This is a genomic window from Pseudonocardia abyssalis, from assembly GCF_019263705.2.
Lineage (GTDB): Bacteria > Actinomycetota > Actinomycetes > Mycobacteriales > Pseudonocardiaceae > Pseudonocardia > Pseudonocardia abyssalis.
Window position 1 is genome coordinate 4,819,687 of sequence record NZ_JADQDK010000001.1, and the last position, 21,318, is coordinate 4,841,004.

The 21,318-nt window shown below is 72.7% G+C and carries 21 protein-coding genes; 16 read left to right on the forward strand and 5 right to left on the reverse strand.

Annotation, left to right across the window (positions count from 1 at the left end; genetic code table 11):
- Nucleotides 1-33: 33 nt before the first annotated feature.
- A complete protein-coding gene (locus I4I81_RS23540; RefSeq protein WP_372478324.1) occupies nt 34-1,812 on the reverse strand; it encodes a gamma-glutamyltransferase family protein in 1,779 nt (592 codons plus the stop codon).
- Nucleotides 1,813-2,056: 244 nt separating this feature from the next.
- On the reverse strand, nt 2,057-3,715 hold the full coding sequence (locus tag I4I81_RS23545; RefSeq protein ID WP_226363529.1) for a TM0106 family RecB-like putative nuclease: 1,659 nt from the start codon (nt 3,713-3,715) through the stop codon (nt 2,057-2,059).
- A 98-nt stretch (nt 3,716-3,813) separates the two neighbouring features.
- On the opposite strand from I4I81_RS23545, the gene I4I81_RS23550 reads away from it, so the two are divergent.
- The 5 genes from I4I81_RS23550 to I4I81_RS23570 are packed head-to-tail and all read left to right on the forward strand — an operon-like array spanning nt 3,814 to nt 7,094.
- Complete coding sequence (locus tag I4I81_RS23550; protein ID WP_225924670.1) at nt 3,814-4,329, forward strand: DUF6474 family protein; 516 nt, start codon at nt 3,814-3,816, stop codon at nt 4,327-4,329.
- Between the two features lie 22 nt (nt 4,330-4,351).
- Nucleotides 4,352-4,867 (forward strand): hypothetical protein, encoded by a 516-nt coding sequence (locus I4I81_RS23555; RefSeq protein ID WP_218605887.1) that lies wholly within the window; start codon nt 4,352-4,354, stop codon nt 4,865-4,867.
- 31 nt (nt 4,868-4,898) lie between these two features.
- A complete protein-coding gene (locus I4I81_RS23560) occupies nt 4,899-5,555 on the forward strand; it encodes a YcnI family copper-binding membrane protein (RefSeq protein ID WP_218605888.1) in 657 nt (218 codons plus the stop codon).
- The gene (locus tag I4I81_RS23565) at nt 5,552-6,106 is read left to right on the forward strand and encodes a copper resistance CopC family protein (RefSeq protein WP_218616346.1); all 555 of its coding nucleotides are present in this window, start codon (nt 5,552-5,554) and stop codon (nt 6,104-6,106) included. The genes I4I81_RS23560 and I4I81_RS23565 overlap by 4 nt, the downstream gene beginning before the upstream one ends.
- Nucleotides 6,107-6,131: 25 nt before the next feature.
- Entirely contained in the window at nt 6,132-7,094 is a 963-nt protein-coding gene (locus tag I4I81_RS23570) for a CopD family protein (protein WP_218603976.1), read from the forward strand.
- On the opposite strand, the gene I4I81_RS23575 is transcribed toward I4I81_RS23570, so the two are convergent.
- The 3 genes from I4I81_RS23575 to I4I81_RS23585 all read right to left on the reverse strand — a co-directional run bounded on the left by I4I81_RS23575 (nt 7,091) and on the right by I4I81_RS23585 (nt 9,658).
- Nucleotides 7,091-8,476 carry a dihydrolipoyl dehydrogenase family protein gene (locus I4I81_RS23575; RefSeq protein ID WP_218603977.1) on the reverse strand — a complete coding sequence of 462 codons (1,386 nt, stop codon included), beginning with the start codon at nt 8,474-8,476 and terminating at the stop codon, nt 7,091-7,093. The two genes, I4I81_RS23570 and I4I81_RS23575, sit on opposite strands and share 4 nt — an antisense overlap.
- Nucleotides 8,473-9,132 carry an SDR family oxidoreductase gene (locus I4I81_RS23580; RefSeq protein WP_218603978.1) on the reverse strand — a complete coding sequence of 220 codons (660 nt, stop codon included), beginning with the start codon at nt 9,130-9,132 and terminating at the stop codon, nt 8,473-8,475. The genes I4I81_RS23575 and I4I81_RS23580 overlap by 4 nt, the downstream gene beginning before the upstream one ends.
- 73 nt (nt 9,133-9,205) lie before the next feature.
- A complete protein-coding gene (locus I4I81_RS23585) occupies nt 9,206-9,658 on the reverse strand; it encodes a DUF4442 domain-containing protein (protein WP_218603979.1) in 453 nt (150 codons plus the stop codon).
- Nucleotides 9,659-9,896: 238 nt separating this feature from the next.
- Here I4I81_RS23585 and I4I81_RS23590 point away from each other — a divergent pair, with 238 nt between their 5' ends.
- The 11 genes from I4I81_RS23590 to I4I81_RS23640 all read left to right on the forward strand — a co-directional run bounded on the left by I4I81_RS23590 (nt 9,897) and on the right by I4I81_RS23640 (nt 21,274).
- Complete coding sequence (locus tag I4I81_RS23590; RefSeq protein ID WP_218603980.1) at nt 9,897-10,925, forward strand: NAD(P)-dependent alcohol dehydrogenase; 1,029 nt, start codon at nt 9,897-9,899, stop codon at nt 10,923-10,925.
- 28 nt (nt 10,926-10,953) lie between these two features.
- Nucleotides 10,954-11,994 (forward strand): amidohydrolase family protein, encoded by a 1,041-nt coding sequence (locus I4I81_RS23595; RefSeq protein ID WP_218603981.1) that lies wholly within the window; start codon nt 10,954-10,956, stop codon nt 11,992-11,994.
- Entirely contained in the window at nt 11,991-12,674 is a 684-nt protein-coding gene (locus I4I81_RS23600) for an iron-sulfur cluster assembly protein (RefSeq protein ID WP_218603982.1), read from the forward strand. The genes I4I81_RS23595 and I4I81_RS23600 overlap by 4 nt, the downstream gene beginning before the upstream one ends.
- Nucleotides 12,675-12,754: 80 nt before the next feature.
- Nucleotides 12,755-13,225 (forward strand): hypothetical protein, encoded by a 471-nt coding sequence (locus I4I81_RS23605; RefSeq protein WP_218616347.1) that lies wholly within the window; start codon nt 12,755-12,757, stop codon nt 13,223-13,225.
- A gap of 55 nt (nt 13,226-13,280) precedes the next feature.
- Entirely contained in the window at nt 13,281-13,973 is a 693-nt protein-coding gene (locus I4I81_RS23610) for a haloacid dehalogenase type II (RefSeq protein ID WP_218603984.1), read from the forward strand.
- Nucleotides 13,974-14,444: 471 nt separating this feature from the next.
- Nucleotides 14,445-16,811, forward strand: coding sequence for a molybdopterin cofactor-binding domain-containing protein (locus I4I81_RS23615; protein WP_218603985.1), 2,367 nt, complete (start codon nt 14,445-14,447; stop codon nt 16,809-16,811).
- 10 nt (nt 16,812-16,821) lie between these two features.
- Nucleotides 16,822-17,298 carry a (2Fe-2S)-binding protein gene (locus I4I81_RS23620; protein WP_218615768.1) on the forward strand — a complete coding sequence of 159 codons (477 nt, stop codon included), beginning with the start codon at nt 16,822-16,824 and terminating at the stop codon, nt 17,296-17,298.
- 70 nt (nt 17,299-17,368) lie between these two features.
- Nucleotides 17,369-17,665: a hypothetical protein gene (locus I4I81_RS23625; protein ID WP_218616348.1), complete on the forward strand. Its 297-nt coding sequence runs from the start codon at nt 17,369-17,371 to the stop codon at nt 17,663-17,665.
- Nucleotides 17,666-18,157: 492 nt separating this feature from the next.
- Complete coding sequence (locus I4I81_RS23630) at nt 18,158-20,497, forward strand: molybdopterin cofactor-binding domain-containing protein (protein ID WP_218602420.1); 2,340 nt, start codon at nt 18,158-18,160, stop codon at nt 20,495-20,497.
- Between the two features lie 10 nt (nt 20,498-20,507).
- Nucleotides 20,508-20,984: a (2Fe-2S)-binding protein gene (locus I4I81_RS23635; RefSeq protein ID WP_218602421.1), complete on the forward strand. Its 477-nt coding sequence runs from the start codon at nt 20,508-20,510 to the stop codon at nt 20,982-20,984.
- The gene (locus I4I81_RS23640) at nt 20,981-21,274 is read left to right on the forward strand and encodes a hypothetical protein (protein WP_218602422.1); all 294 of its coding nucleotides are present in this window, start codon (nt 20,981-20,983) and stop codon (nt 21,272-21,274) included. Before I4I81_RS23635 ends, I4I81_RS23640 begins: the two co-directional genes overlap by 4 nt.
- The last annotated feature ends 44 nt before the right edge of the window (nt 21,275-21,318 follow it).

The window sequence follows — 21,318 nt, forward strand, 5'->3', positions numbered from 1 at the left end:
GCGGATGGGGGGTGGGGCCGGGCCAGGGCCGTTCTAGAGGGCGGCGGCGGCGCCGACGCCGCTGCGGGTGTCGGCGGCGGCCCGGAGCAGCGGGCCCTCACCCCGGCCCACCGCGCACATCCGGCCGAGCGCCCACTCCCCCGCGTCGACGACCTCGTGCCCGCGTCGGCGCAGGTCGGCGAGCGTCGCCGCTCCCAACCGCGACTCCACGACGAGACCGGCCGGCTCCCAGCCGCGCGGGGCGAACGAGCCGGGGAACGCGGTGGAGTGCCAGGCGGGGGTGTCGATCGCGGCCTGCAGGTCGAGCCCGCCGACGGTGTGGGCGAGCCAGAAGCACAGCTGCCACTGGTCCTGCTGGTCACCGCCCGGGGTGCCGAACGCGAGCCGCGGCTCGCCGTCGCGGAGCCCCAGCGACGGGGACAGCGTGGTGCGCGGGCGCCGGCCCGGGACCAGCGACGACGGCAGTCCCTCCTCCAGCCAGAACATCTGCGCGCGGGTGCCGAGGCAGAAGCCGAGCGCGGGGATCGTCGGGGAGGACTGCAGCCAGCCGCCCGAGGGCGTCGCGGAGACCATGTTGCCCGCGGCGTCGACGACGTCGACGTGCACGGTGTCGCCGCGGACGGCCCCGGTCCGGCCGACGGTCGGCTCGCCGACGCCGGGCCCGCCGGTGCCGTCGCTGCGCCGCATACCCGGTCGGCGGGCGTACCCACCGAGCCGCGGTGCGCGGCCGTCGGGGGTGCCGGGGCGCAGATCGCGCGACGCCTCCACTCCGATCAGCGCCCGTCGCTCGTCGGCGTACGCGCGGGACACCAGCGCGGCGAGCGGCACCGGGGCGCTGTCGCCGTACCAGGCCTCGCGGTCGGCGAAGGCGAGCTTGGCGGCCTCGGCGGCGCGGTGCACGGTGTCTGCGGTGGCCACGCCGTCGGCGTAGCGCACGTCGTCGCGGAGGAGCTGCAGCATCTGCGGGAGCACCGGGCCCTGCGACCAGCCGCCGGGCTTCGCCACCGTCCACCCCCCGCCGACGTCGACGGTCAACGCGTCCTCGTAGGTCGCCGACCAGCGGGCGAGGTCGTCGGCGACGAGGAGCCCGGGGTGGTCACGGCCGGTCTCGTCGCGCACGGGGGTCGTGCAGAACGCCGCGATCTCCTCGGCGACGAAACCGCGGTACCAGGCGTCTCGGGCCGCGTCGATCCGCGCCTCGCGGGTCGGGCCGGTGGCCGCGTCGAGCAGCCGACGCCAGGTGGCGGCGAGTGCCGGGAGCCGGTGCGTGGACGTGGGCACCGAGCCGTCCGGCAACCACGTCCGCGCCGACGACGGCCAGTGCGCGCGGAAGTGGTCGGCGACGGTCGCGATCGTCGGGGCGATCCGCGGGACCAGCGGGAACCCGCCCGCCGCGTAGGCCAGCGCGGGGGCGAGAGCGTCGGCGAGGCTCCAGGTGCCGTGGTCGCGCAGCAGCGTCAGCCAGCCGTCCCACGCCCCGGGGACGGTCGCGGCGAGCAGCCCCGTGCCCGGCACGATCGGGAGGCCGAAGCCGTCGCGGACGCGCTCGATCGTGGCCGCCGCCGGCGCGACGCCCTGCCCGCAGAGCACGCGCGGGACGGCGTCGGAGGCGGTGACGAACACCGCGGGAACCTCACCCCCCGGCCCGCACAGGTGCGGCTCGACGACCTGCAGCACGAACCCCGCAGCCACCGCCGCGTCGAACGCGTTGCCGCCGCGGGCGAGCACGGACATCGCCGTGGACGTGCCGAGGTAGTGGGTGCTGGAGGCGGCCCCGGCCGGCCCCCGCTGCTCGTGCTTCGTCGGTGCCACGGCGCCAGCCTGACGCCCCCCGCCCCCGCCCGCACGACCGGACCCGCCCGGCCACGGGCCCATGATCGACGGTTCGGTACCGGGAACGGGCCCTGACCCGCTACCGGTTCCGAATCGGTGATCATCGACCGGCCCCATGAATCACCGATTCGGAACTCGCGGCGGGCCCGGGCCCGTCACCGGTACCGAAAACGCTGATCACCGCCGGTCCGGCGACCGTGCTCGGCGTCGCACGGGAGCGAGCTCAGAGGTCGGCCGCCAGCGGGACGTCGTCGATCGCCGGGGACGTCATCCAGTGCCGCACCGCGTGGGTGGCGGCCACGTCGTCGGCGTTGTACTCCAGCAGCCGGGCGCGCTGGACGGCGTCGGGCGCGGCGCCGTCCAGCCCCACGGCGTCTCGGTACCAGCGCATCGAGTTCTCCCCGCTCGCCTCCGCGTCGCGCCAGGCGAACCCGGCGGCAGGGGCGATGCGCTTGAGGCCCTTGCCGTGCGCGCACAGGAACCAGTCGTTGACCACCGCGAAGAGATCGACCCAGGACGGGTCGTCGATGAACGCCTGTACCTCGTCGAGCGGCGGGATGCCCGGCATCCCGGCGAAGCGCTGCGCGGAGCCCAGCAGCCAGCGGTTCTCGGCCTGCTCGTTGTAGCAGTAGGCGGCGAACGTGCGCCCCGACGCGGCGGCACGGGCCCGCACTGCGGAGAGCCACGTCCAGAACTCCGCGAACGAGCGGGCCTCGTCGAGGGTGGGCACCGGGTCCCAGGTGGCGAACGCGCGGTAGCCGTCGGCGTCGTCACCGGGGCGCGCGCCGCCGGGATGGGTGAGCAGCGCACCCCACAGGTACGCGCCGGACTCCCCGAAGCTCTCCATGTCGACGTCGACCTCGACGTCGGCGCGCAGGACCGGCACCCGCGGCACGCGGCGGACCACCGACAGGTCGCGCCGCCACGCCCTCGCCAGAGCGACGACGTCGGGGTAGGGCTGTGCGGGGAACGGGACCGGGGGCTCGGCGACGGGATCGAGTGCGGCGAGCTGCTCGACGGTGTGCACGCCGACCTCGCGCAGCGCCACCGCCATCTCCCCCCGGACGACGAGGCTCACGTCGCCGACGGTGCGCAGCTCCGCCTCGCAGGTGGGCCACCACGGGCAGTGCCGACACTCGTTGACCCGCGACGGCGCGGCGAGCGCGGGCGCTCCGGTGACGGCGGCGAGCGCGACCGCCGACCGGTCGGCGTGCCGGACGTCGTACTCGGCGAGGGTGGAGCGCCCACCCGGCCAGTGCCCGGCGCGCAGGTCGTGCCAGACCACGGCGTCGGCGTCGAGCCCGACGACCCCGCCCGCGTGGGCGTGGCGCGCGTCGTCGGCCGGGGCCCAGCCCGCGGAGCGCAGCAGGCGGTGCAGGTGGGCCAGGCGCAGCAGGTCGCGTGGCTGCGAGCGGATCTTGCGGACGTCGTCGGGCTGCGCGCGGTCGGGGTGCGGGGCCAGCAGGGGCGAGGTGACGGCCCCGGTGCCGGGGTCGGTGATCCGGTGCCGCACCACGATCAGCGGCACGTATCCGCCCCCGGCGAGGCGCACGAGCAGCTCGGCCCCGCCGCGGCGGGCGCCGTCGGAGGGCGGCACCGCCCCCCACACGTACGGCGCCTGCTCCGCGACGGCGGCGGCGGTGGCCGCGGCGCTCCCGGCCGCGACGAAGCCCGGCAGCACGGCGGCGAGCTGCGCCCCGAACTGCTCGCGGTGCGCGGCGGCGTCGGCCCGGCGCTGCTGCAGCGACGGGTCGGGCAGCGCGCGCGGGACGTCGACCGCCGACGGGTCGTGGTCGAGGTGGATCCGCCGACGGCACCGGGTGAGCGACCCGGCGTCGAGCAGGACGGCAGGGGGGCAGGAGGTACCAGCGGTCGCCGTCACACGCCCGAGGGTAATGAGCACCCCTGACAACCTCCGCGCCTGCCGGGCCGGGCTGATCGTCATAGGCTGCGTGCACCATCCGGTCGAGGAGGACGCACATGGCTCTGGGGCGACGATCCCGACGGACCGACCCGGCGAAGGCCGTCACGAACGCGGCCGCCGACGTCGGCAAGGCGGTGAAGAAGCCGATGACCGGCAAGCAGGCGAAGCGGATGATCGGCGTGGGCACGGCCGTGGCCCCGCTGCTCGCCCCGTACGCGCTGGCCGCGGCCGGTGCGGCGCGCGGGGCGTGGGATGCCCGCAAGGCCGCTCGGCTCGGCATCGCCGCCGACCAGCTCGGCGCCTACGCCGGCCCCGGCGGCGCGCTGCACGCGCGGCTGTCGCGCGTGGCCGAGACGCTCACCGAGCTGGAGTCCTCGACGACGCACGCCACCGACGGCGCGACGGCGTTCGTCGCCGACACGCGACCCCGCCTGGCCGACCTCGCCGTCGCCGTCCGCGCCGCCGAGCAGATGCCGACGGCGCGGCGCCGCACCGCGTACAAGGCCATCGGGCACGAGCTCGACCGCATCGAGATCGACCTCCTGACGCACCTGGGCGTCGCGACCGGCTGACCCACCGACTACCGTCGGGAGCGTGATCGGCGTCGGTGCAGGAGTGCGCGGGAGCGCGTTGGCGCTGCTCAGCGCCCTGCTGACGGCCGCGGGTCACGCCGCGGCCGGCGGCGCGGTCCCCGACCTCGCGCTCCTGGTCGTCCTCCTGCCCCTGCTGTGCGGGGCCCTCGTCACGGTCGCCGACCGCGCCACCGGGGTCGTCGGGCTCCTCGGCACGCTCGCCGCCGGCCAACTGCTGCTGCACCACCTCCTCGAACTGCTGCACCCCGCGCACACCGCGGCCCCCGCCCTGCTCGGACCGGGCGGGATGTGGGTGATGCACGGCGCGGCCACCCTCGTCGTCGCCGCAGCGGTGCGGCACGCCGAGACCGCCGTCGACGCGGTGCGCGCGGCCTGGGTCCTGCCCCGCCGTCCCGTGCCGCCGCCCGCCCGGCGCCCGCTGGCCACCCCGGTCCCGGCCGCGCCCGCCACCGGCCTGCGTCTGGCCGGGGCGCTCGCCGCCGCCCGGCTCCGGAGGGGTCCGCCGCTGGGGTGCTGACCCCACCTGCACCCCACCTCCGGAGATCACCATGTCCACACGTCCCCGACGGCTCGCGCTGCGCGCCGTCACCGTCCTCACGTCCGCGGGCGCACTCGTGCTGCTCGGCACGACTCCCGCGTTCGCCCACGTCACCGCCCAGCCCGGCGAAGCCCGCCAGGGCGGCTACGGCGTCGTCAACCTGCGCGTGCCCACCGAGTCCGAGACCGCGGGCACCGTCGCGCTGCAGGTCACGCTGCCCGCCGACCACCCGATCCGCTCCGTCCGCACCAGCCCCGTGCCCGGCTGGACGGCCGTGCTCGCACGCAGCGGCGAGACCGTCACCGGCGTCACCTGGACCGCCGACCCCGGCGTCCGCATCGGGCCCGGCCAGTTCGCCGACTTCGCCCTGTCGCTGGGCCCGCTGCCCACCGACACCGACGCGCTGGTGCTCCCGACCGTCCAGACCTACGACGACGGCGAGGTCGTGGCGTGGGACCAGCCGCCCAACACCGACGGTTCCGAGCCCGAGCGCCCGGCCCCCACCGTCGAACTGCTGCCCGCCGACTCCGGAACCGAGGCGGCCACCAGCGACGACACGGCCCGCTGGATCGGCGGCGCGGGCCTGCTGGTCGGGGCACTCGGCCTCGGCCTCGGCGGCGGAGCCGTCCTCCAGAACCGACGCAACGCGAAGGAGAGCAACCGATGACCCGCACCCTGCGTACCGTGGCCCTGACCCTGCTGTGCGGATTCGCCCTGTTGCTCGGCACCGGCGTCGCGTCCGCCCACACCCGTCTGATCGGCAGCGACCCCGCCGACGGCACCACTCTCGACGCCGGTCCCGCCCGGGTCTCGCTGGAGTTCAACGAGACGATGCAGGCCGACTTCTCGACGATCACGGTCGTCGGACCGGACGGCACCCAGTTCCAGACCGGTGAGGTCACCGCCGACGGCGGCGCCGTCGGCATCGGGGTGTCCCCGCTCGGCGCGGCCGGGGTCTATGAGATCGGCTACCGCGTGATCTCCGAGGACGGGCACCCGGTCACGGGCAGCGTCGCGTTCACGCTGACGACCGACGGCCCCGCGGTGGCCGCCGCCCCCACCTCGGCGACACCGGGCGCCGCGACCCCCGCACCCGCAGCGGCGGCCCCCGCCGTGGCCGTCGACGAGGGCGGCACGCCCGTCTGGCCGTGGATCGTCGGCGCGGTGGTGCTGGTCGGCGGCGGGGTCGGCGCGGCGCTGCGGTTCGGCCGGTCGTGACGACGATCCCGGGCGAGCTGGCTCGGTGACCGTCCCGACCGCGACGACGCGCGACCGGCTCCGGCCGGCCGCGTGGGCCGCTCTCGCGGTCGGGGCGGCGGGGGCCGCCACTGCACTCGCCGGAGCCGCGGTGTCGCTGGGCGTCGCCGTCACACGGGTCGGCGCCGACGTGGCCGGGGTCGCGTGCGTCGGGCTCGCGCTCGTCGCCGTTCTGCTGCCGGGCCCGACCGGCGCCACCCGGCGCGATCTCGCCCGCATCGACACCCGCGTCGACCGGGCGCTGCTGGTGCTGGGCGGAGCCTGGGTCGTCCTGGTCCTGCTCGGCGTCACCCTCCGCTCCGCCGACGCGTTCGGCCGCACTCTCGGTCAGCTCGGCGGCGGCGAGGTCGTCGCGTGGTCGACGCGGCTGGCCGCGGGCCGCGGGATGGTCCTGACGGCGGGCTGCGCGCTGGTCGTGCTGGTCTGCGCGGTCGTGCGGTTGCGCGACCCGGACCGGATCGCCGTACGGATCCCGCTGATCGCGGCGTTGCTCGGCGTGCTGACGCCGACCGTCACCGGCCACGCCGGGTCGGCCCCGGACCACCAGCTCGCCGTCGTCACCGCCGCCCTGCACGCCGGGGCGGCGGCGCTGTGGGTCGGCGGGCTGGGTGCGCTGCTGGTGCTGGTCGCCGCGCACCGCCCGCTGCTCGACGCCACGATCGGCCGGTTCTCGCAGCTCGCGGGCCTGTGCGTGGTCATCGTCGCGATCACCGGGGTGCTCGGTGCGCAGGTGCGCCTGGAGAACTGGGGCGCGCTGCTCACCACCGGTTACGGGCTGCTGGTCGTCGCCAAGGGCGTCGCGCTGGTGGCGCTCGGCGGGCTGGGCTGGCTGGCCCGCCGACGGCTCGCGGCCGGCCGGACCCCGGTGCTGCGCTGGGCCGGGATCGAGGTGGCGCTGATGGCGGTCACGCTCGGGCTGGCCGCGGCGCTGACCCAGACGCCTCCTTAACCTCTGTACGCCTCCAGCAGTCGCAACCACACCTCGCTCATCGTCGGGTAGGCCGGCACCGCGTGCCAGAGCCGGTGCAACGGCACCTCCCCGACCACCGCGACCGTCGCCGCGTGGATCAGCTCCGCGACGTCCTGCCCCACGAACGTCACGCCGACGAGCACACCGCGCCTCTCGTCGACGATCATGCGGGCCGCCCCGTCGTAGCCGTCGGCCTGCAACGACGACCCGCCGACGGCGATCGGGATGTCGACCACGCGGATGTCGAGCCCGGCCTCGCGCGCCTGCGCCTCGGTCCTGCCGACGGACGCGACCTCGGGGTCGGTGAACACCACTTGCGGCACGGCGACGTGGTCGGCGGTGGCGCAGTACTCTCCCCACGGTGTCGGGTCGACCGGCTTCCCGGCCGCCTTCGCCCCGATCACCGCGCCGACGATCCGCGCCGCGTACTTGCCCTGGTGGGTCAGCGGTGCGCGGCCGGTGACGTCGCCCGCGGCGTAGAGCCAGCCGCCGTCGACGCCCCGAACGAGCCCGGAGTCGTCGACGTCGAGCGGCTCGCCGGCCTCCAGCCCCACGGTCTCGACGCCCACGTCTGCGGTGTTCGGCCGGCGCCCGGTGGCGACCAGGAACTCGTCGACGACGATCTCCTCGCCCCCGACGTGCAGCGCGATCGCGTCGCCGGAGGCCGAGACGGCGTCGAGCGACGCGTCCATCCGCAGGTCGACGCCCTCCTCGCGCAGCGCGGCGGCCACCCGCTCCCCCGCGAACGGCTCCATCGACGCGAGCAGCGACGACCCGTGCTGTACGAGCACGACCTGCGAACCGAGCCGCTGGAACGCCTGGGCCAGCTCGCAGCCGATGACGCCGCCGCCGAGCACGCCGAGCCGGGCCGGGATCTCCTTCGCCGAGGTGGCGTCGCGGGAGCCCCAGGTGCGGACGGTGTCGATGCCGTCGACCGGGGGCGTGACCGGCGTGCTGCCGGTGCAGACGACGACGGCGTGCCGCGCGGTGTGCGCCTGCCCGTCGATCTCGATCGCGCGCTCGCCGGTGATCCGCGCGTACCCGCGCAGCAGCGTGATTCCCGCGCCTTCGGCCCACTGGACCTGGCTCGCGTCGTCCCAGTCGTGGGTGAAGGAGTCGCGGCGGTCGAGCACCGCCTGCGGGTCGAACGAGGCCGTCGTGCCGGGCAGGCGGCGCAGCGCGGCGGCGGCGTGCCCGGTGCGCAGCAGCGCCTTCGACGGCATGCACGCCCAGTACGAGCACTCCCCGCCCACCAGCTCGGACTCCACCATCGCGACCGACAGCCCGGCCTGCGCGGCGTAGCCCGCGGCGTTCTCGCCGACCGCCCCGGCCCCGATGACGACGACGTCGAACCCGGTCACGAGGTGACCGCGACGACGGCCTCGAGCACGTCGACGTCGCCCTCGCGCAGCTCGAGCACCCGGCCCGCGGTGCCGGGGGCGTCGAGCAGGGCCGCGAGCACGGCCGCGGTGTCGTCCCGGGTGACGTCGGCGCGATCGACCGGAGGAGACGCGAGCAGCACGGTACCGACGGCGGGGTCGTCGGTGAGCCGGCCGGGGCGCAGGATCGTCCAGGCCAGGTCGGTGGCGCGGATCGCGTCCTCCGCGGCCTTCTTCGCCGCCAGGTAGGCGACCCAGACCTCGCCGCTGCCCGGGTCGGGATCGGCGTCGACGCCGGTGGAGGAGACGAGCAGGTACCGGGTCACGCCGGCCTGCTTCGCGGCGTCGGCGAGCAGGACCGCCGCGGCGCGGTCGACCGTGTCCTTGCGCTCCACCCCGCTGTTCGGGCCGGCCCCCGCGGCGAAGACGACCGCGTCGGCGCCCTGGAGATGCGACGCGAGCTCGTCGACCGGAGCCGACTCCAGGTCGACGACGGCGCAGGTCGCGCCGGCCGTCTCCACGTCCGCCCGGTGGTCGGGGTTGCGCACCACGGCCGTGACCGTGTCCCCCCGCCCGGCCAGCAGTGCGGCGAGCCGCAACCCGATCTTCCCGTGTCCACCTGCGATGACGACATGCACGGGCGCGACGCTAGACCCGACAGGGCGCTCACGCCGGTCCGGTCGGGTCGGGGACCGCCACCACGGCCACCGCTCAGCGGTTCGGGCGCAGCGTCCACACCACCGTCATACGGGTCGTCTCGCGGTCGTCGGCGTCGGTGATCGTCACGCTCACCGTGAACTCCGGACGGACGCCTGCATCGAGCTCGGCGAGCACGTCGGCGGCCGGGCGGTCGAGGACGGCCACCGCCGTGAGCGGGCCCGTCGCGAGCCGCGAGTAGGCGATGTCGGAGCGCACGACGAGCGGTGTGGCGCGCTCCAGCACCGCTCCGAACGCGGCCAGCCCGACGGCGCCGGACGCCGTCTCCCCCAGCCCGAAGATCATTGCGGCGTGCGGTCCGCCGACGTGGTTGTGCAGGTCGGGGGCGTCGGGGAGGTGGGCGACGGCGCGCTGCGCCGTGGTCTCGCCGAAGGTGATCCCGACCGTGCGCACCCAGTGCACGGTCTGGGTCAGCGCGGGGCCGACCCAGCTGGTGTCCGTCGTCATGGCCGCATGTTACCCACGGGTAAGGCCAGGCGGTGCGCAGACGTCCGGCCGGGATGCCGGGCGTCGGTCTCCGCAGACCACCGCCCTGCTGCCGGAGGGGTCCGGGCGTCCGTCCGACCACAGGTCAGCCTAAGTCCGATATGCCCGTTTTCTCGTCATGTGGAATAGGTCCGGTTGTGAGCGGGAGCACTCGGCACTGGAATCGGGGGCAGTCCCCGACCCTGAGGAGGTCCCACCGGTGAAGGCCGTTCGGGTACACGCGTACCACGAGGATCCGAAGATCGACGACATTCCGGAGCCCACGATCCAGGGGCCGCTCGATGTGATCATCAAGGTCGGTGGCGCCGGCGTCTGCCGCACCGACCTGCACATCATCAACGGCGACTGGGCCGAGGCCCAGAACCCGAACCTGCCCTACGTCATCGGCCACGAGAACGCGGGCTGGGTCCACGAGATCGGGACGGGCGTCACCAACGTCGCCGTCGGCGACACCGTGATCCTGCACCCGCAGCCCTCGTGCGGGCTGTGCCTGGCCTGCCGACGTGGCCGCGACATGCAGTGCGAGGCCGCGTTCTTCCCCGGCCTCTCGAACAACGACGGCGGCATGGCGGAGTACCTGCGCACCACCGCCCGCGCCTGCATCAAGCTCGACGCGGGCACCAACCCGGCCGACGTCGCCGCCCTGGCCGACGCCGGCATCACCGCCTACCACGCGGTGCGCAAGGCCGCGGGCGGCCTGTTCCCCGGCACCACCGCCGTGGTCCAGGGCGCGGGCGGGCTGGGCCACATCGGCATCCAGTCCCTCGTCGCGATCACCAGCGCGCGGATCATCGTGGTCGACCGCAACCCCGATGCTCTCGCGCTGGCCAAGCAGCTCGGCGCCGACGAGACGGTGCTGGCCGACGGCAACCAGGTCCAGGCCGTCAAGGACCTGACCAACGGCCTCGGCGGTGACGTGGTCTTCGACTTCGTCGCCGAGCAGGGTGCCGAGCTCGACGCCTGGCAGATGACCGCCCCGGCCGGATCGCAGTACATCCTCGGCTACGGCGGCGAGTTCAGGGCCCCCACGCTCGACTTCGTCGGCGGCGAGAAGAACGTCATCGGCAACATCGTCGGCACCTACTCCGACCTCTCCGAGCTGATGGTCCTCGCGCAGGCCGGCAAGGTCACGCTGCACACCAAGCAGTACCCGCTGGAAGCGGCGCTCGACGCCCTCCACGATCTCGATGCCGGTCGGGTCCGCGGCCGCGCAATCCTCGTTCCGTAAGTACTGACGCAGAGAGGTTCCCACCACCATGTACGAAAAAGATGGCGAGAAGTACTTCGTAGTCGACTCCCACTCCCACTTCTGGGACGCGAGCCGCGAGAACTGGCGCGAAGGTCGCGAGGAGTTCGCGAAGGGCTGGATCGACTGCTTCTACGGCTACCACCAGCTCGGCCCGCCCGAGACCCACTGGGACTACGAGAAGTACTTGAAGGTCACCCCCGAGGACTTCAAGCGGGACATGTACGAGGAGGGGCACGTCGACGTCGCGATCTTCCAGTCGACGTACCTCAAGGAGTGGTACACCGAGGGCTTCAACACGGTCGACCAGAACGCCGCGCTGCTCGAGGAGCTCGGTGACAAGGTCATCGTCAACGGGCGCTTCGACCCGCGCGACGGCGCCGAGGGCCTCAAGCAGCTCGAGGCGGACGCCAAGAAGTACAACCTCAAGGGCTGCAAGCTCTACACCGCGGAGTGGAACGGCGACTCGCGCGGCTACAAGCTGACCGACCCCGCGTGCTACGACTTCCTGCAGGCCGCGCAGGACCTGGGCATCAAGAACATCCACGCCCACAAGGGCCCGACGATCTGGCCGCTGAACAAGGACGCGTTCTCGGCCGACGACGTCGACCAGTGCGCCACCGACCACCAGGGCCTGAACTTCATCATCGAGCACGCGGCCATCCCGCGCATCGACGACTTCTGCTTCATGGCCGTCCAGGAGCCCAACGTCTACGCCGGCCTGTCCGTCGTCGTCGGTGGCCTCATGCACGCCCGCCCGAAGTTCTTCGCCAAGGTGATGGGCGAGCTGCTGTTCTGGGTCGGCGAGGACCGCATGACCTTCGGCGGCGACTACAACATCTGGACCCCCAAGTGGCAGGTCGAGGGCCTGGTCGACTGGCAGATGCCCGACGACCCGGCGTTCTCGGACTACCCGCGGATGACCACGGCGTCGCGCAAGAAGATCCTCGGCCTCAACGCCGCGCGGCTCTACGACATCCCGGTTCCCGCCGAGCTGCAGCTGCCGACCGACGACCCGGCGCAGCCCGGAGAGCAGCTGGTCGACGCATGACCGCCACCGTCGACGGCGTCTGGCGGGCGTTGGAGACGGTGATGGACCCGGAACTCGACGAGCCCATCACGGACCTCGAGTTCGTCGAGTCCCACACCGTCTCCGACGACGGGGTCGCGACCGTGGTGCTGCGGCTCCCGACGTTCTTCTGCGCTCCGAACTTCGCCTTCCTCATGGTCGCCGACGCCTACGACGCGGTCATGGAGGTCGACGGGGTTCGGCACGCGGTGGTGACGTTGCAGGAGAACCAGACCGCGGACGCGATCAACAAGGGCGTCGCCGCCCAGTCCGGGTTCGTCAAGGCGTTCGAGGGGGAGGCCACCGCGGAGCTCGACGAGCTGCGCACGGAGTTCCTCTCGAAGGCCGCGATCGCCGGTCAGGACCGGGTCGCCCAACCTCTGGTCGACGAGGGGGCGCATCCGGACCAGCTCGCCGCCATGGTGCTGGGCGAGGTTCCACCGTCGGTGGACCTCGACCGGCTCCGTGACCGGCGGCGGAAGGTGGGTCTGCCGGCGGGCGACGACGCCCCGTTGCTCATGCACGCCGACGGGAGCCGGGTCACCACGGAACAGGTGCCGCTGCACCTGCGCCGGGCCCGGCTGCGACGGGTCGGCATCGAGGCCAACGGCCACATCTGTCGGGACATCATGCAGACCAAGTTGGCGGTCGGGGCTCCGTAGCCCGACAGCCACGACGATGCCCCGGCCCCGGAACGTTCGGGGTCGGGGCATCGTCGTGAACGGAGAGGGACGGGTCGCCGATGACGGTGGCGATGCAGAGGCTGGCCACGGCGGCGCAGGAGCAGACCGACGCCTTCCGGGCGGCGATCCACACGACGGGCGACATCGAGGCCGCGCTCGCGACCATCACCCCGGACGGCACCGTGGAGGACGTCCCGGTCGGCGGACCGCGCTCCGGCGACGAGCTGCGTCGCCACCTCGCCGAGGACGTGCTCCCGCACCTGCCCGACGATCTGAGCTTCCGCCGGGTCACGCGCACGGTCGACGTCCGGACGCTGGTCGACCAGCGGATCGTCGGGTTCACCCACGACCGCGAGCTGCCGTGGCTGCTGCCCGGGATCGCACCCACCCATCGCAGGGTCGAGGTGCTCGCGATCTCCGTGGTCGCCTTCCGGCACCGCACCCGGGGGGCCGTCGTCGAGTCACTCATCTCGTCCTACCGCACGCTGTGGGACCACACGGGGCTGCGCACCCGGCTGGGTGTCTCCTGACCTCCGGCCCGCAGGTCGCGGCGCCTCCGGACGGGGAGAGGTCTAGGTTGCCCGGGTGGACGTGCGCGCACTGGTGTTCGACGTGTTCGGCACCGTGGTCGACTGGCGCTCGGGCGTGGCCGCGGCGGTCGCGCGACTACTGGGCCCCGAGGTCGACGCAGGCGCGTTCGCCGACGCCTGGCGCGGTCACTACCTGCCGTCGATGGACCGCGTCCGGCGAGGCAAGCGGCCGTGGACCGGGCTCGACGGCCTGCACCGCGCGTCCCTGGACGAGCTGCTCGACGAGTTCGGCGTGCCGGCCACCCCCGAGGACGTGCGCGTCGAGCTGGTCCACGCCTGGCACCGGCTGGACCCGTGGCCCGACTCCGTGGAGGGGCTCCACCGGCTGAGGTCGCGGTTCGTCGTCGCGACGCTGTCCAACGGCAACGTCTCGCTGCTCGTCGACATGGCCCGCCACGGCGGGCTGCCGTGGGACACGGTGCTGTCCGCGGAGCTGTTCGGGCACTACAAGCCCGACCCCGAGGTCTACGACGGCGCCGCCCGCCTGCTCGACGTCGTGCCGGGGCAGGTGCTGATGGTCGCCGCGCACCTCGACGACCTGGCGGCCGCGCGCGACCGCGGGATGCGCACGGCCTACGTGCACCGGCCCGACGAGAAGGGTCCCGATGTCGCGATCGCGGATCACGACCCGGCCGCCGACGTCTCCGTCGACTCACTCGTCGGCCTGGCCGAACGCCTCGGCTGCTGACCCGACCGGGTGTCGGCACGCTGTACTGATCGGCTGATGATGTCCCTCGAACGGGTGATTCGACCCGCGTCAGCTCAAATCCGCTGAAGCGGACGATCCTGGGCACTGAATCCGCAGGAGCGGACACACAATCGATCCATGTGACGCGTAACACCGGGTGACTCGGGAACTCTGCACGCCTCGATCGGCTGACCTGGGCTTATCGCCCATAACTGGGCCGCTTCGCAGTTCGTTTGGTCTCCGACAATGCCGGACGCGGGTGACCCCTGCGAGTCGGAGTCTGACGAAAGGACGACGGTGTCCGCTCACCTTGCGACGACCGGCACACACCAGCTTCCCGGTGTGCCGGTATTCGGCGTGGGCGCGCCCCCGAGCCGCACCTAGCCGTACTCACCACCACGCAGTTCCGAACTGGGTTCACTCCCCCCGCACCCTCCTGTCAGGGGCGGGAACCCTGACAGGAGGACATCGATGCCCGCTCACAGCGCAGGCACCACCACACGCTCCGAGTCACGTGACTCCGGCACCGGGTTCATGACGGTCGGCCGCCGGAAGTTCCTCGGCTACCTCGTCGCCGCGCCGACGCTCGTCGTCGTCGCCGACGTCGGCCGCCAGGCGGCCTGGGGCGGCGCACAGGCCAGCGCCGCCGCGCTGCCCTCGCCGCCGCAGACCCCCGAGCTCTACGAGTTCGTGGACGCGTACCGCGACGCCTGCCGCCCCACCAACCCCCTCCTCGCGGTCGAGGTCAAAGAGGACGGCCGGGTCGCGTTCGCGCTGCCCCGCTCGGACAACGGCCAGGGCATCATCACCTCCTTCGCGATGGTCATCGCCGAGGAGATGGGCATCGATCCGTCCGACGTCGACGTCACGCTGGCCGACGCCCGCCCCGAGCTGATCTTCAACCAGCTCACCGGTGGATCCAGCTCGACGTACTCCCTCTACACCCCGGTCCGGGTCGCCGCCGCGATCGCCAAGGGCGCGCTGCTCGACGCCGCCGCCGCGCAGCTCGGCCAGGAGAAGCGCCTGCTCGAGACCGCGGGCCTCACCATCGTCGACACGGGCGGCCGGGCCATCGGCTTCGGCGAGCTGAGCCGACTGGCGGCCGTGCCGGTCACCACGGCGGCCGAGGTCATCCTGAAGGACCGCGAGGAGTTCACGGTCCTGGGCAAGTCGCGGGGCAAGACCGACGCGCGCGCCATGGTGACCGGCGCGAAGAAGTTCGCCATGGACCTGCAGCCGCCGGACGCGCTGCCCACGGTGATCTGCCGGGCGCCCGACCTGAACGGCTTCCCCGACGGCGGGCCCTCGAACCTCGACGAGGTCCGCAACATGCCCGGCATCACCGACGTCGCGCCGATCGGCAACGGCATCGCCGTCCGGGCGCAGACGTTCGGCCAGGCCATCGACGGCGTGAACGCGCTCGAGATGAACTGGAAGCCCGGCACCGTCGCCGGCCAGAGCGACGAGGACATCGTCGAGGGGCTGCGCCGGGCCGAGCTGCCGCTGGTCACGCCGCCGATCCCCGGCAAGACCCTCGAGCAGGAGCTGGTGCACTACTCCCGCAACGGTTCCGCCCTCGAGACGAACTGCGCCATCGTCTCCGTCAAGGACGGCAAGGCCGAGGTCTGGGCCCCGGCGAAGAGCCCGATCGCCGGCCAGAAGATCGCCGCCGAGAAGCTCGGCCTCGCGCAGAACGACGTCACGTTCCACGTCATCCCGGGTGGTGGCTCGTTCGGCCGGCGGTTGTTCAACGACCACATCCAGGAGGCCGCCGAGGCCGCTAAGGCCATCGGCAAGCCGGTCAAGCTGATGTGGGACCGCGCCAACGACTGCCGGCAGGGCCGGGTGAAGCCGCTGTGCGTCACGCGGGTCCGCGCCGTCGTCACCGACGACGCGGTGGCGAGCTTCGAGCTCCGCTACTCCGGCGTCAACATGGAGGTCGACGAGGGGCTGACCGACGTGCTCTCGTCGCAGCTGATCAAGGCCCCGGGCGGGAACCTGGGGGTGTCCGAGACCTTCTGGGAGATCTCGGTGCACACGCCCTACAACTTCGGCGTGAACACCCGGCTCATGGTCGAGACGAACTACGGCTTCAACACCGGCTCGACCCGCAACGTGTACGGCCCGGACACCTGCACCGCCCGCGAGCTGATGATCGACCGGATCGCCGAGCGGCTGAGCAAGGACCCGGTCGACTTCCGCACCGAGTTCGTCAAGACCGACCGCCTGCGGAAGGTCATCGAGCGGGCGGCCAACGAGGCCGACTGGGGCAAGTCGATGCCGGAGGGCACCGCCCAGGGCATCGGCGTGCACCAGGAGTACAAGTGCGCCACGGCCTGCGTCGTGGAGATCGACGCCCGGCCCGAGACGGTGAACCGCAGCATCCGCTCGGCCCGCACCGGCCCGCGCGTCACCAAGGTGACCTTCGTCGTCGACCCCGGCCTGCTGCTCAACCCGCTCGGGTTCGAGGCACAGGTGCAGGGCGGGATCAACGACGGCATCGCCAACGCCATGACCGCCGGCCTGCACCTGGTCGATGGATCGTTCGTCGAGGCGAGCTGGGACAACTACTTCTACACCCGGCAGTGGAACACCCCGCCCGAGGTCAACGTGATCCTCATCGAGGACTCCGAGTACCCCGAGCCCGGTGGTGCCGGTGAGGTCTCGGTCGCCGCCACCATGTCGGCGGTCGTGAACGCCTTCCGGCGCGCCACCGGGATCGAGCCGGAGTACACCCCGGTCCTGCACAAGGAGCCGTTCCCGGAGGGCTTCACGCAGTACCCGACCTCCCCGCCGATCCCGACCTCGCCGACCGACGGCCTCGACTTCACCTTCTGAGGAGCCTGACATGCCCACACAGACTTTCAACCTGAACGGTGAGCAGGTCACCGTCGAGGTCGAGGACGACGTCCGCCTGCTCTGGGTGATCCGCGACATCCTCGGCGTCACCGGCCCCAAGTACGGCTGCGGCATCAACGTCTGCAAGGCCTGCACCAGCCACATCAACGGCAAGGCCTTCAACCCCTGCAGCGTCCCCGTCGGCGAGATCTCCGCCGACGACGAGATCACCACCATCGAAGGCCTCGCCGACACCGTCGACGCCGACCTGCACCCCATGCAGGAAGCCTGGATCGACAAGGACGTCGCCCAGTGCGGCTACTGCCAGCCCGGCCAGATCATGGCCGCCGTCGCCAAGGTCCGCCAGTGCGCCGACGAAGGCCGCAAGCTCGACGACGCCGCCATCGAGGAGATCCGCAACATCTGCCGCTGCGGCACCTACAACCGCATCCGCGAGGCGATCTACGCCGGCGCCGAGAACATGTGATCGCGGTGGGCCCGGGATCTGCTCCCGGGCCCACCTCCCCATCCTTCAAGTAGAGACGAGGACGAACCGCATGAACACAGCAAAGCGCGTGACCCTGGCCGTCGTTGCCGGTGGCCTGCTGCTGATCGGCGCCGGAGTCGCGGCAGCCGACGACAACGACGCGGACTACACCAACACCCAGAACCCGGGCCAGGTCGGCACCTCGGTCACGGCGATCCTGGGCGAGCTCACCTTCCAGGGCACCGACGCCCTCAACGGCGACAACCGGCCCGACGGCGCCAACGGCGTCGAGAACGAGTTCCCGCCCGTCAACCCCCGCTACGTCGAGGGCCCGGTCGGCGGACTGCTCAACGGTCCGTTCGACTAGGGAGCCGGACCCCACCGACGACGGACCGGCTCCGGGCCATCTCCTCCCGTGGCCGGTCCGTCACCACCCGGCTGGTCGGCCCGACGCGGTCACCCGTTCGAGTGACCCTGTCGGCCACCGTGGACCCGTCGTTGAGTAAGCAGTAACCCGATTCTTCCCGCATCTGCGACTGGGATGCGGCTCTCGGGCCATCACCGGCCCCATGGAGCTCCTGTTCGCTCCCCGGGGTCGTGCGACACCGCGTATCCGGAGCGACGCACGGATCGTTGACTTTCCGACGATGTCGGGCGACACGGCTCACCCGTGCCGCCGGCATCCTCGGCGAGAGGACGACGATGCCCGCTCCACCCACGACGACCGGAACGCCGAACTCGGCGCTCCGGTCGTTCGCATGGGCGGGGACGCGTCCGCACGATGATCCGCCCCCGGCGGACCCGGACCACCCGAACGCGCCGCGCTCCCCCGTCGGCGGCTGAAGAACAGGACCTCTGGATGGCCCACCACCGCTTCGCCTCCCCACCACCCGCAGCACCCCGCGCCCAGGTCAGCCGGCGCAGCTTCCTCGGCTTCGTCATCGCCGCCCCCACGCTGGTGGTCGCCGCGGAGATGACCACCGGGTTCCTCGGTCTCGCCCCGAGCGCGGCGGCCGACCCGCTCGTCTCCGTTCCGCAGACGCCGGAGATCTACGACCTGCTCGACGCGCTTCGCGACGCGGCCCGCCCGACGGCGAACCTCATCCGCATCCAGGTCAACCGCGACAGCACCGTCTCCTTCGACCTCCCGCGCTCGGACAACGGCCAGGACATCATCGGCTACGCCAAGATCGTCATCGCCGAGGAGATGGGGCTCGATCCCGAACAGGTGATCGTCACCCTGGCCGACGCCCGCCCGGAGCTGCTGTTCAACCAGCTCACCGGCGGATCGAGCACGGTCTTCACCACCTACACCCCGATCCGGGTCGCGGCGGCCATCGCCGCCGGCCGCCTGCTCAACGCGGCCGCCGCGCAGCTGCAGCAGGAGGTCAACCTCCTCACCACCCGTCGGGGCGTCATCACCGACACCCTCGGTGCGGCCATCCCGATCGGCGACCTGGCCGAGATCGCCGCCAGCGATGTGACCGAGCCGGTCGAGGTCCTCCTCAAGCCGCGCGAGGAGTTCAGCGTCATCGGCAAGCCGCGCAACAAGCACGACCAGCGCGCGATGGTCACCGGCGCGAAGAAGTTCGTGACCGACCTGAAGATCCCCGACGCCCTGCCGACCATGGTCTGCCGGGCACCCACGCTGAACGGCACCGTCGAGTCCGTCGACAACATCGACGAGGTCCGCCGGATGCCCGGCGTCACCGACGTCGAGGTCGTCGGGACCGGCATCGCCGTGCGGGCCGCGACCTTCGGCCAGTGCATCGACGCCATCCAGGTGCTGCGGGCCCAGTGGGGCGCCGGCACCGCGGAGGGCGCGAGCGACGACTCGGTCCTGGAGCAGGTCCGGGCGGCCCAGCTCCCGCTGGTCGTGCCCGCCGGCGTGGTCGGCGAGAGCATCGAGAGCGAGCACACGTTCTACTTCCGCAGCGGCAGCTCGCTGGAGACCAACTCCGCGATCGCCGACGTGCGCGCCGGCTCGGCCGAGATCTGGGGCCCGGCGAAGAACCCGATCGCGGCCCAGGGCGAGATCGCGAAGATCCTCGGCCTCCCGGTGGGCGCCGTGACCTTCCACGTCGTCCAGGGCGGTGGCTCCTTCGGCCGCAAGCTGTTCTTCGACGGCGCGCTGGAGGCCGCGGAGATCTCGCAGAAGATGGGCAAGCCCGTCAACCTCATGTGGCACCGCGCCGACGACTCGCGCGTCGGACGGGTGCACCCGCTGTGCACCTCGCGGATCCGCGCCGTCGTCGCCGGGGACAAGGTGCTCAGCTTCGAGCAGCGCCACACCAGCGTCTCCTCCGAGATCAATCCGGGCCTGGGCGAGCCGATCACCGCGGCCGCGATCAAGGCCCCGCTCGCGAACCTCACGTTCTCCGAGTCGGTCTTCGAGCTGACGCAGGTCGCGCACTACGACTTCGGGGTGAGCACACGCCTGCTCAACGAGGTCGACATGCGCTTCAACACGCAGTCGACGCGCAACATCTACTCACCCGACGTCACCGCCGCCCGCGAGCTCATGGTCGACCAGATCGCCGAGCAGATGGGCAAGGACCCCTACGAGTTCCGCCGGGAGTTCCTCAAGTCCGACCGGGCGCGCGGCGTGCTGGACAAGGTCGCCGAGGAGGGTGACTGGGGGAGGTCGATGCCGGAGGGCACCGCCCAGGGGATCGGCTTCCACTTCGAGTACAAGGGCGTCTCCGCCTGCCTCGTCGAGATCGACTGCCGCCCGGAGACGGTGAACCGGCCGATCCGCGAGGGCGTCACCGGCCCGCGCGTGACCAAGGTGACCTTCGCGATCGACCCCGGCCTGGTGATCAACCCGCGGGGTATCGAGGCCCAGATGATGGGCGGCATCAACGACGCCATCGCCAACATCCTGACGGCGGGCCTGCACCTGCAGGACGGTTACTTCGTCGAGGCGAGCTGGGACAACTACTTCTACACCCGCCAGTGGAACACCCCGATCGAGATGGACATCCACATCGTCGACTCCGGGTTCCCCGAGCCCGGCGGGATCGGTGAGGCCGGCGTGGCCTCCACCGGCGCCGCGGTGGCCAACGCCTACCGGCGGGCCACCGGGATCACGCCGGAGTACTTCCCGATCCACCACAAGGAACCGTTCCCGTTCGAGCCCAAGCCCGTCGTCCCCCCCATCCCGCAGTCGCCGACCGACGGCCTCGACTTCACCTTCTGAGGAGTACGTCATGCCTACCCACACCTTCAACCTCAACGGTGAGTCCGTCACCGTCGAGACCGAGGACGACGTCCGCCTGCTCTGGGTGATCCGCGACATCCTCGGCGTCACCGGCCCCAAGTACGGCTGCGGCATCAACGTCTGCAAGGCCTGCACCAGCCACATCAACGGCAAGGCCTTCAACCCCTGCAGCGTCCCCGTCGGCGAGATCTCCGCCGACGACGAGATCACCACCATCGAAGGCCTCGCCGACACCGTCGACGCCGACCTGCACCCCATGCAGGAAGCCTGGATCGACAAGGACGTCGCCCAGTGCGGCTACTGCCAGCCCGGCCAGATCATGGCCGCCGTCGCCAAGGTCCGCCAGTGCGCCGACGAAGGCCGCAAGCTCGACGACGCCGCCATCGAGGAGATCCGCAACATCTGCCGCTGCGGCACCTACAACCGCATCCGCGAGGCGATCTACGCCGGCGCGGAGAACATGTGAGGGGCACCCGGATGAAGAAGAAGCTCATCGTGGGCGCGCTCGTCGCCGCCACCGTGGTCGGTGGGGCCGGTGTGGCCGTGGCCGACCCGATCTCCACCCCGGACGACCTGGGCCAGGGCGGCAGCGCCGTCACCGCACTGCTCGGCGACCTGGGCGCCCAGCTGACCGACTTCGTCGACGGCCCGCGGCCCGAGGGCGTCGACGGCACCGAGGTCGAGCCGATCGACGCGGACCCCCGCTTCGTCGAGGGTCCGCTCAGCGGGATCGTCCAGGACGGGCCGTTCGAGTGACCTGATCCGCACCGGCGAACGGGCCCCCGCCACCGCGGGGGCCC

What these genes read in the sequence shown, in the direction of transcription:
- I4I81_RS23550 (WP_225924670.1), top strand. Translation starts at nt 3,814, where the DNA reads ATGGCTCTGGGGCGACGATCCCGACGGACCGACCCGGCGAAGGCCGTC.
- I4I81_RS23560 (WP_218605888.1), top strand. Translation starts at nt 4,899, where the DNA reads ATGTCCACACGTCCCCGACGGCTCGCGCTGCGCGCCGTCACCGTCCTC.
- I4I81_RS23565 (WP_218616346.1), top strand. Translation starts at nt 5,552, where the DNA reads ATGACCCGCACCCTGCGTACCGTGGCCCTGACCCTGCTGTGCGGATTC.
- I4I81_RS23585 (WP_218603979.1), bottom strand. Translation starts at nt 9,658, where the DNA reads ATGACGACGGACACCAGCTGGGTCGGCCCCGCGCTGACCCAGACCGTG.
- I4I81_RS23595 (WP_218603981.1), top strand. Translation starts at nt 10,954, where the DNA reads ATGTACGAAAAAGATGGCGAGAAGTACTTCGTAGTCGACTCCCACTCC.
- I4I81_RS23600 (WP_218603982.1), top strand. Translation starts at nt 11,991, where the DNA reads ATGACCGCCACCGTCGACGGCGTCTGGCGGGCGTTGGAGACGGTGATG.
- I4I81_RS23605 (WP_218616347.1), top strand. Translation starts at nt 12,755, where the DNA reads ATGACGGTGGCGATGCAGAGGCTGGCCACGGCGGCGCAGGAGCAGACC.
- I4I81_RS23615 (WP_218603985.1), top strand. Translation starts at nt 14,445, where the DNA reads ATGCCCGCTCACAGCGCAGGCACCACCACACGCTCCGAGTCACGTGAC.
- I4I81_RS23620 (WP_218615768.1), top strand. Translation starts at nt 16,822, where the DNA reads ATGCCCACACAGACTTTCAACCTGAACGGTGAGCAGGTCACCGTCGAG.
- I4I81_RS23625 (WP_218616348.1), top strand. Translation starts at nt 17,369, where the DNA reads ATGAACACAGCAAAGCGCGTGACCCTGGCCGTCGTTGCCGGTGGCCTG.
- I4I81_RS23630 (WP_218602420.1), top strand. Translation starts at nt 18,158, where the DNA reads ATGGCCCACCACCGCTTCGCCTCCCCACCACCCGCAGCACCCCGCGCC.
- I4I81_RS23635 (WP_218602421.1), top strand. Translation starts at nt 20,508, where the DNA reads ATGCCTACCCACACCTTCAACCTCAACGGTGAGTCCGTCACCGTCGAG.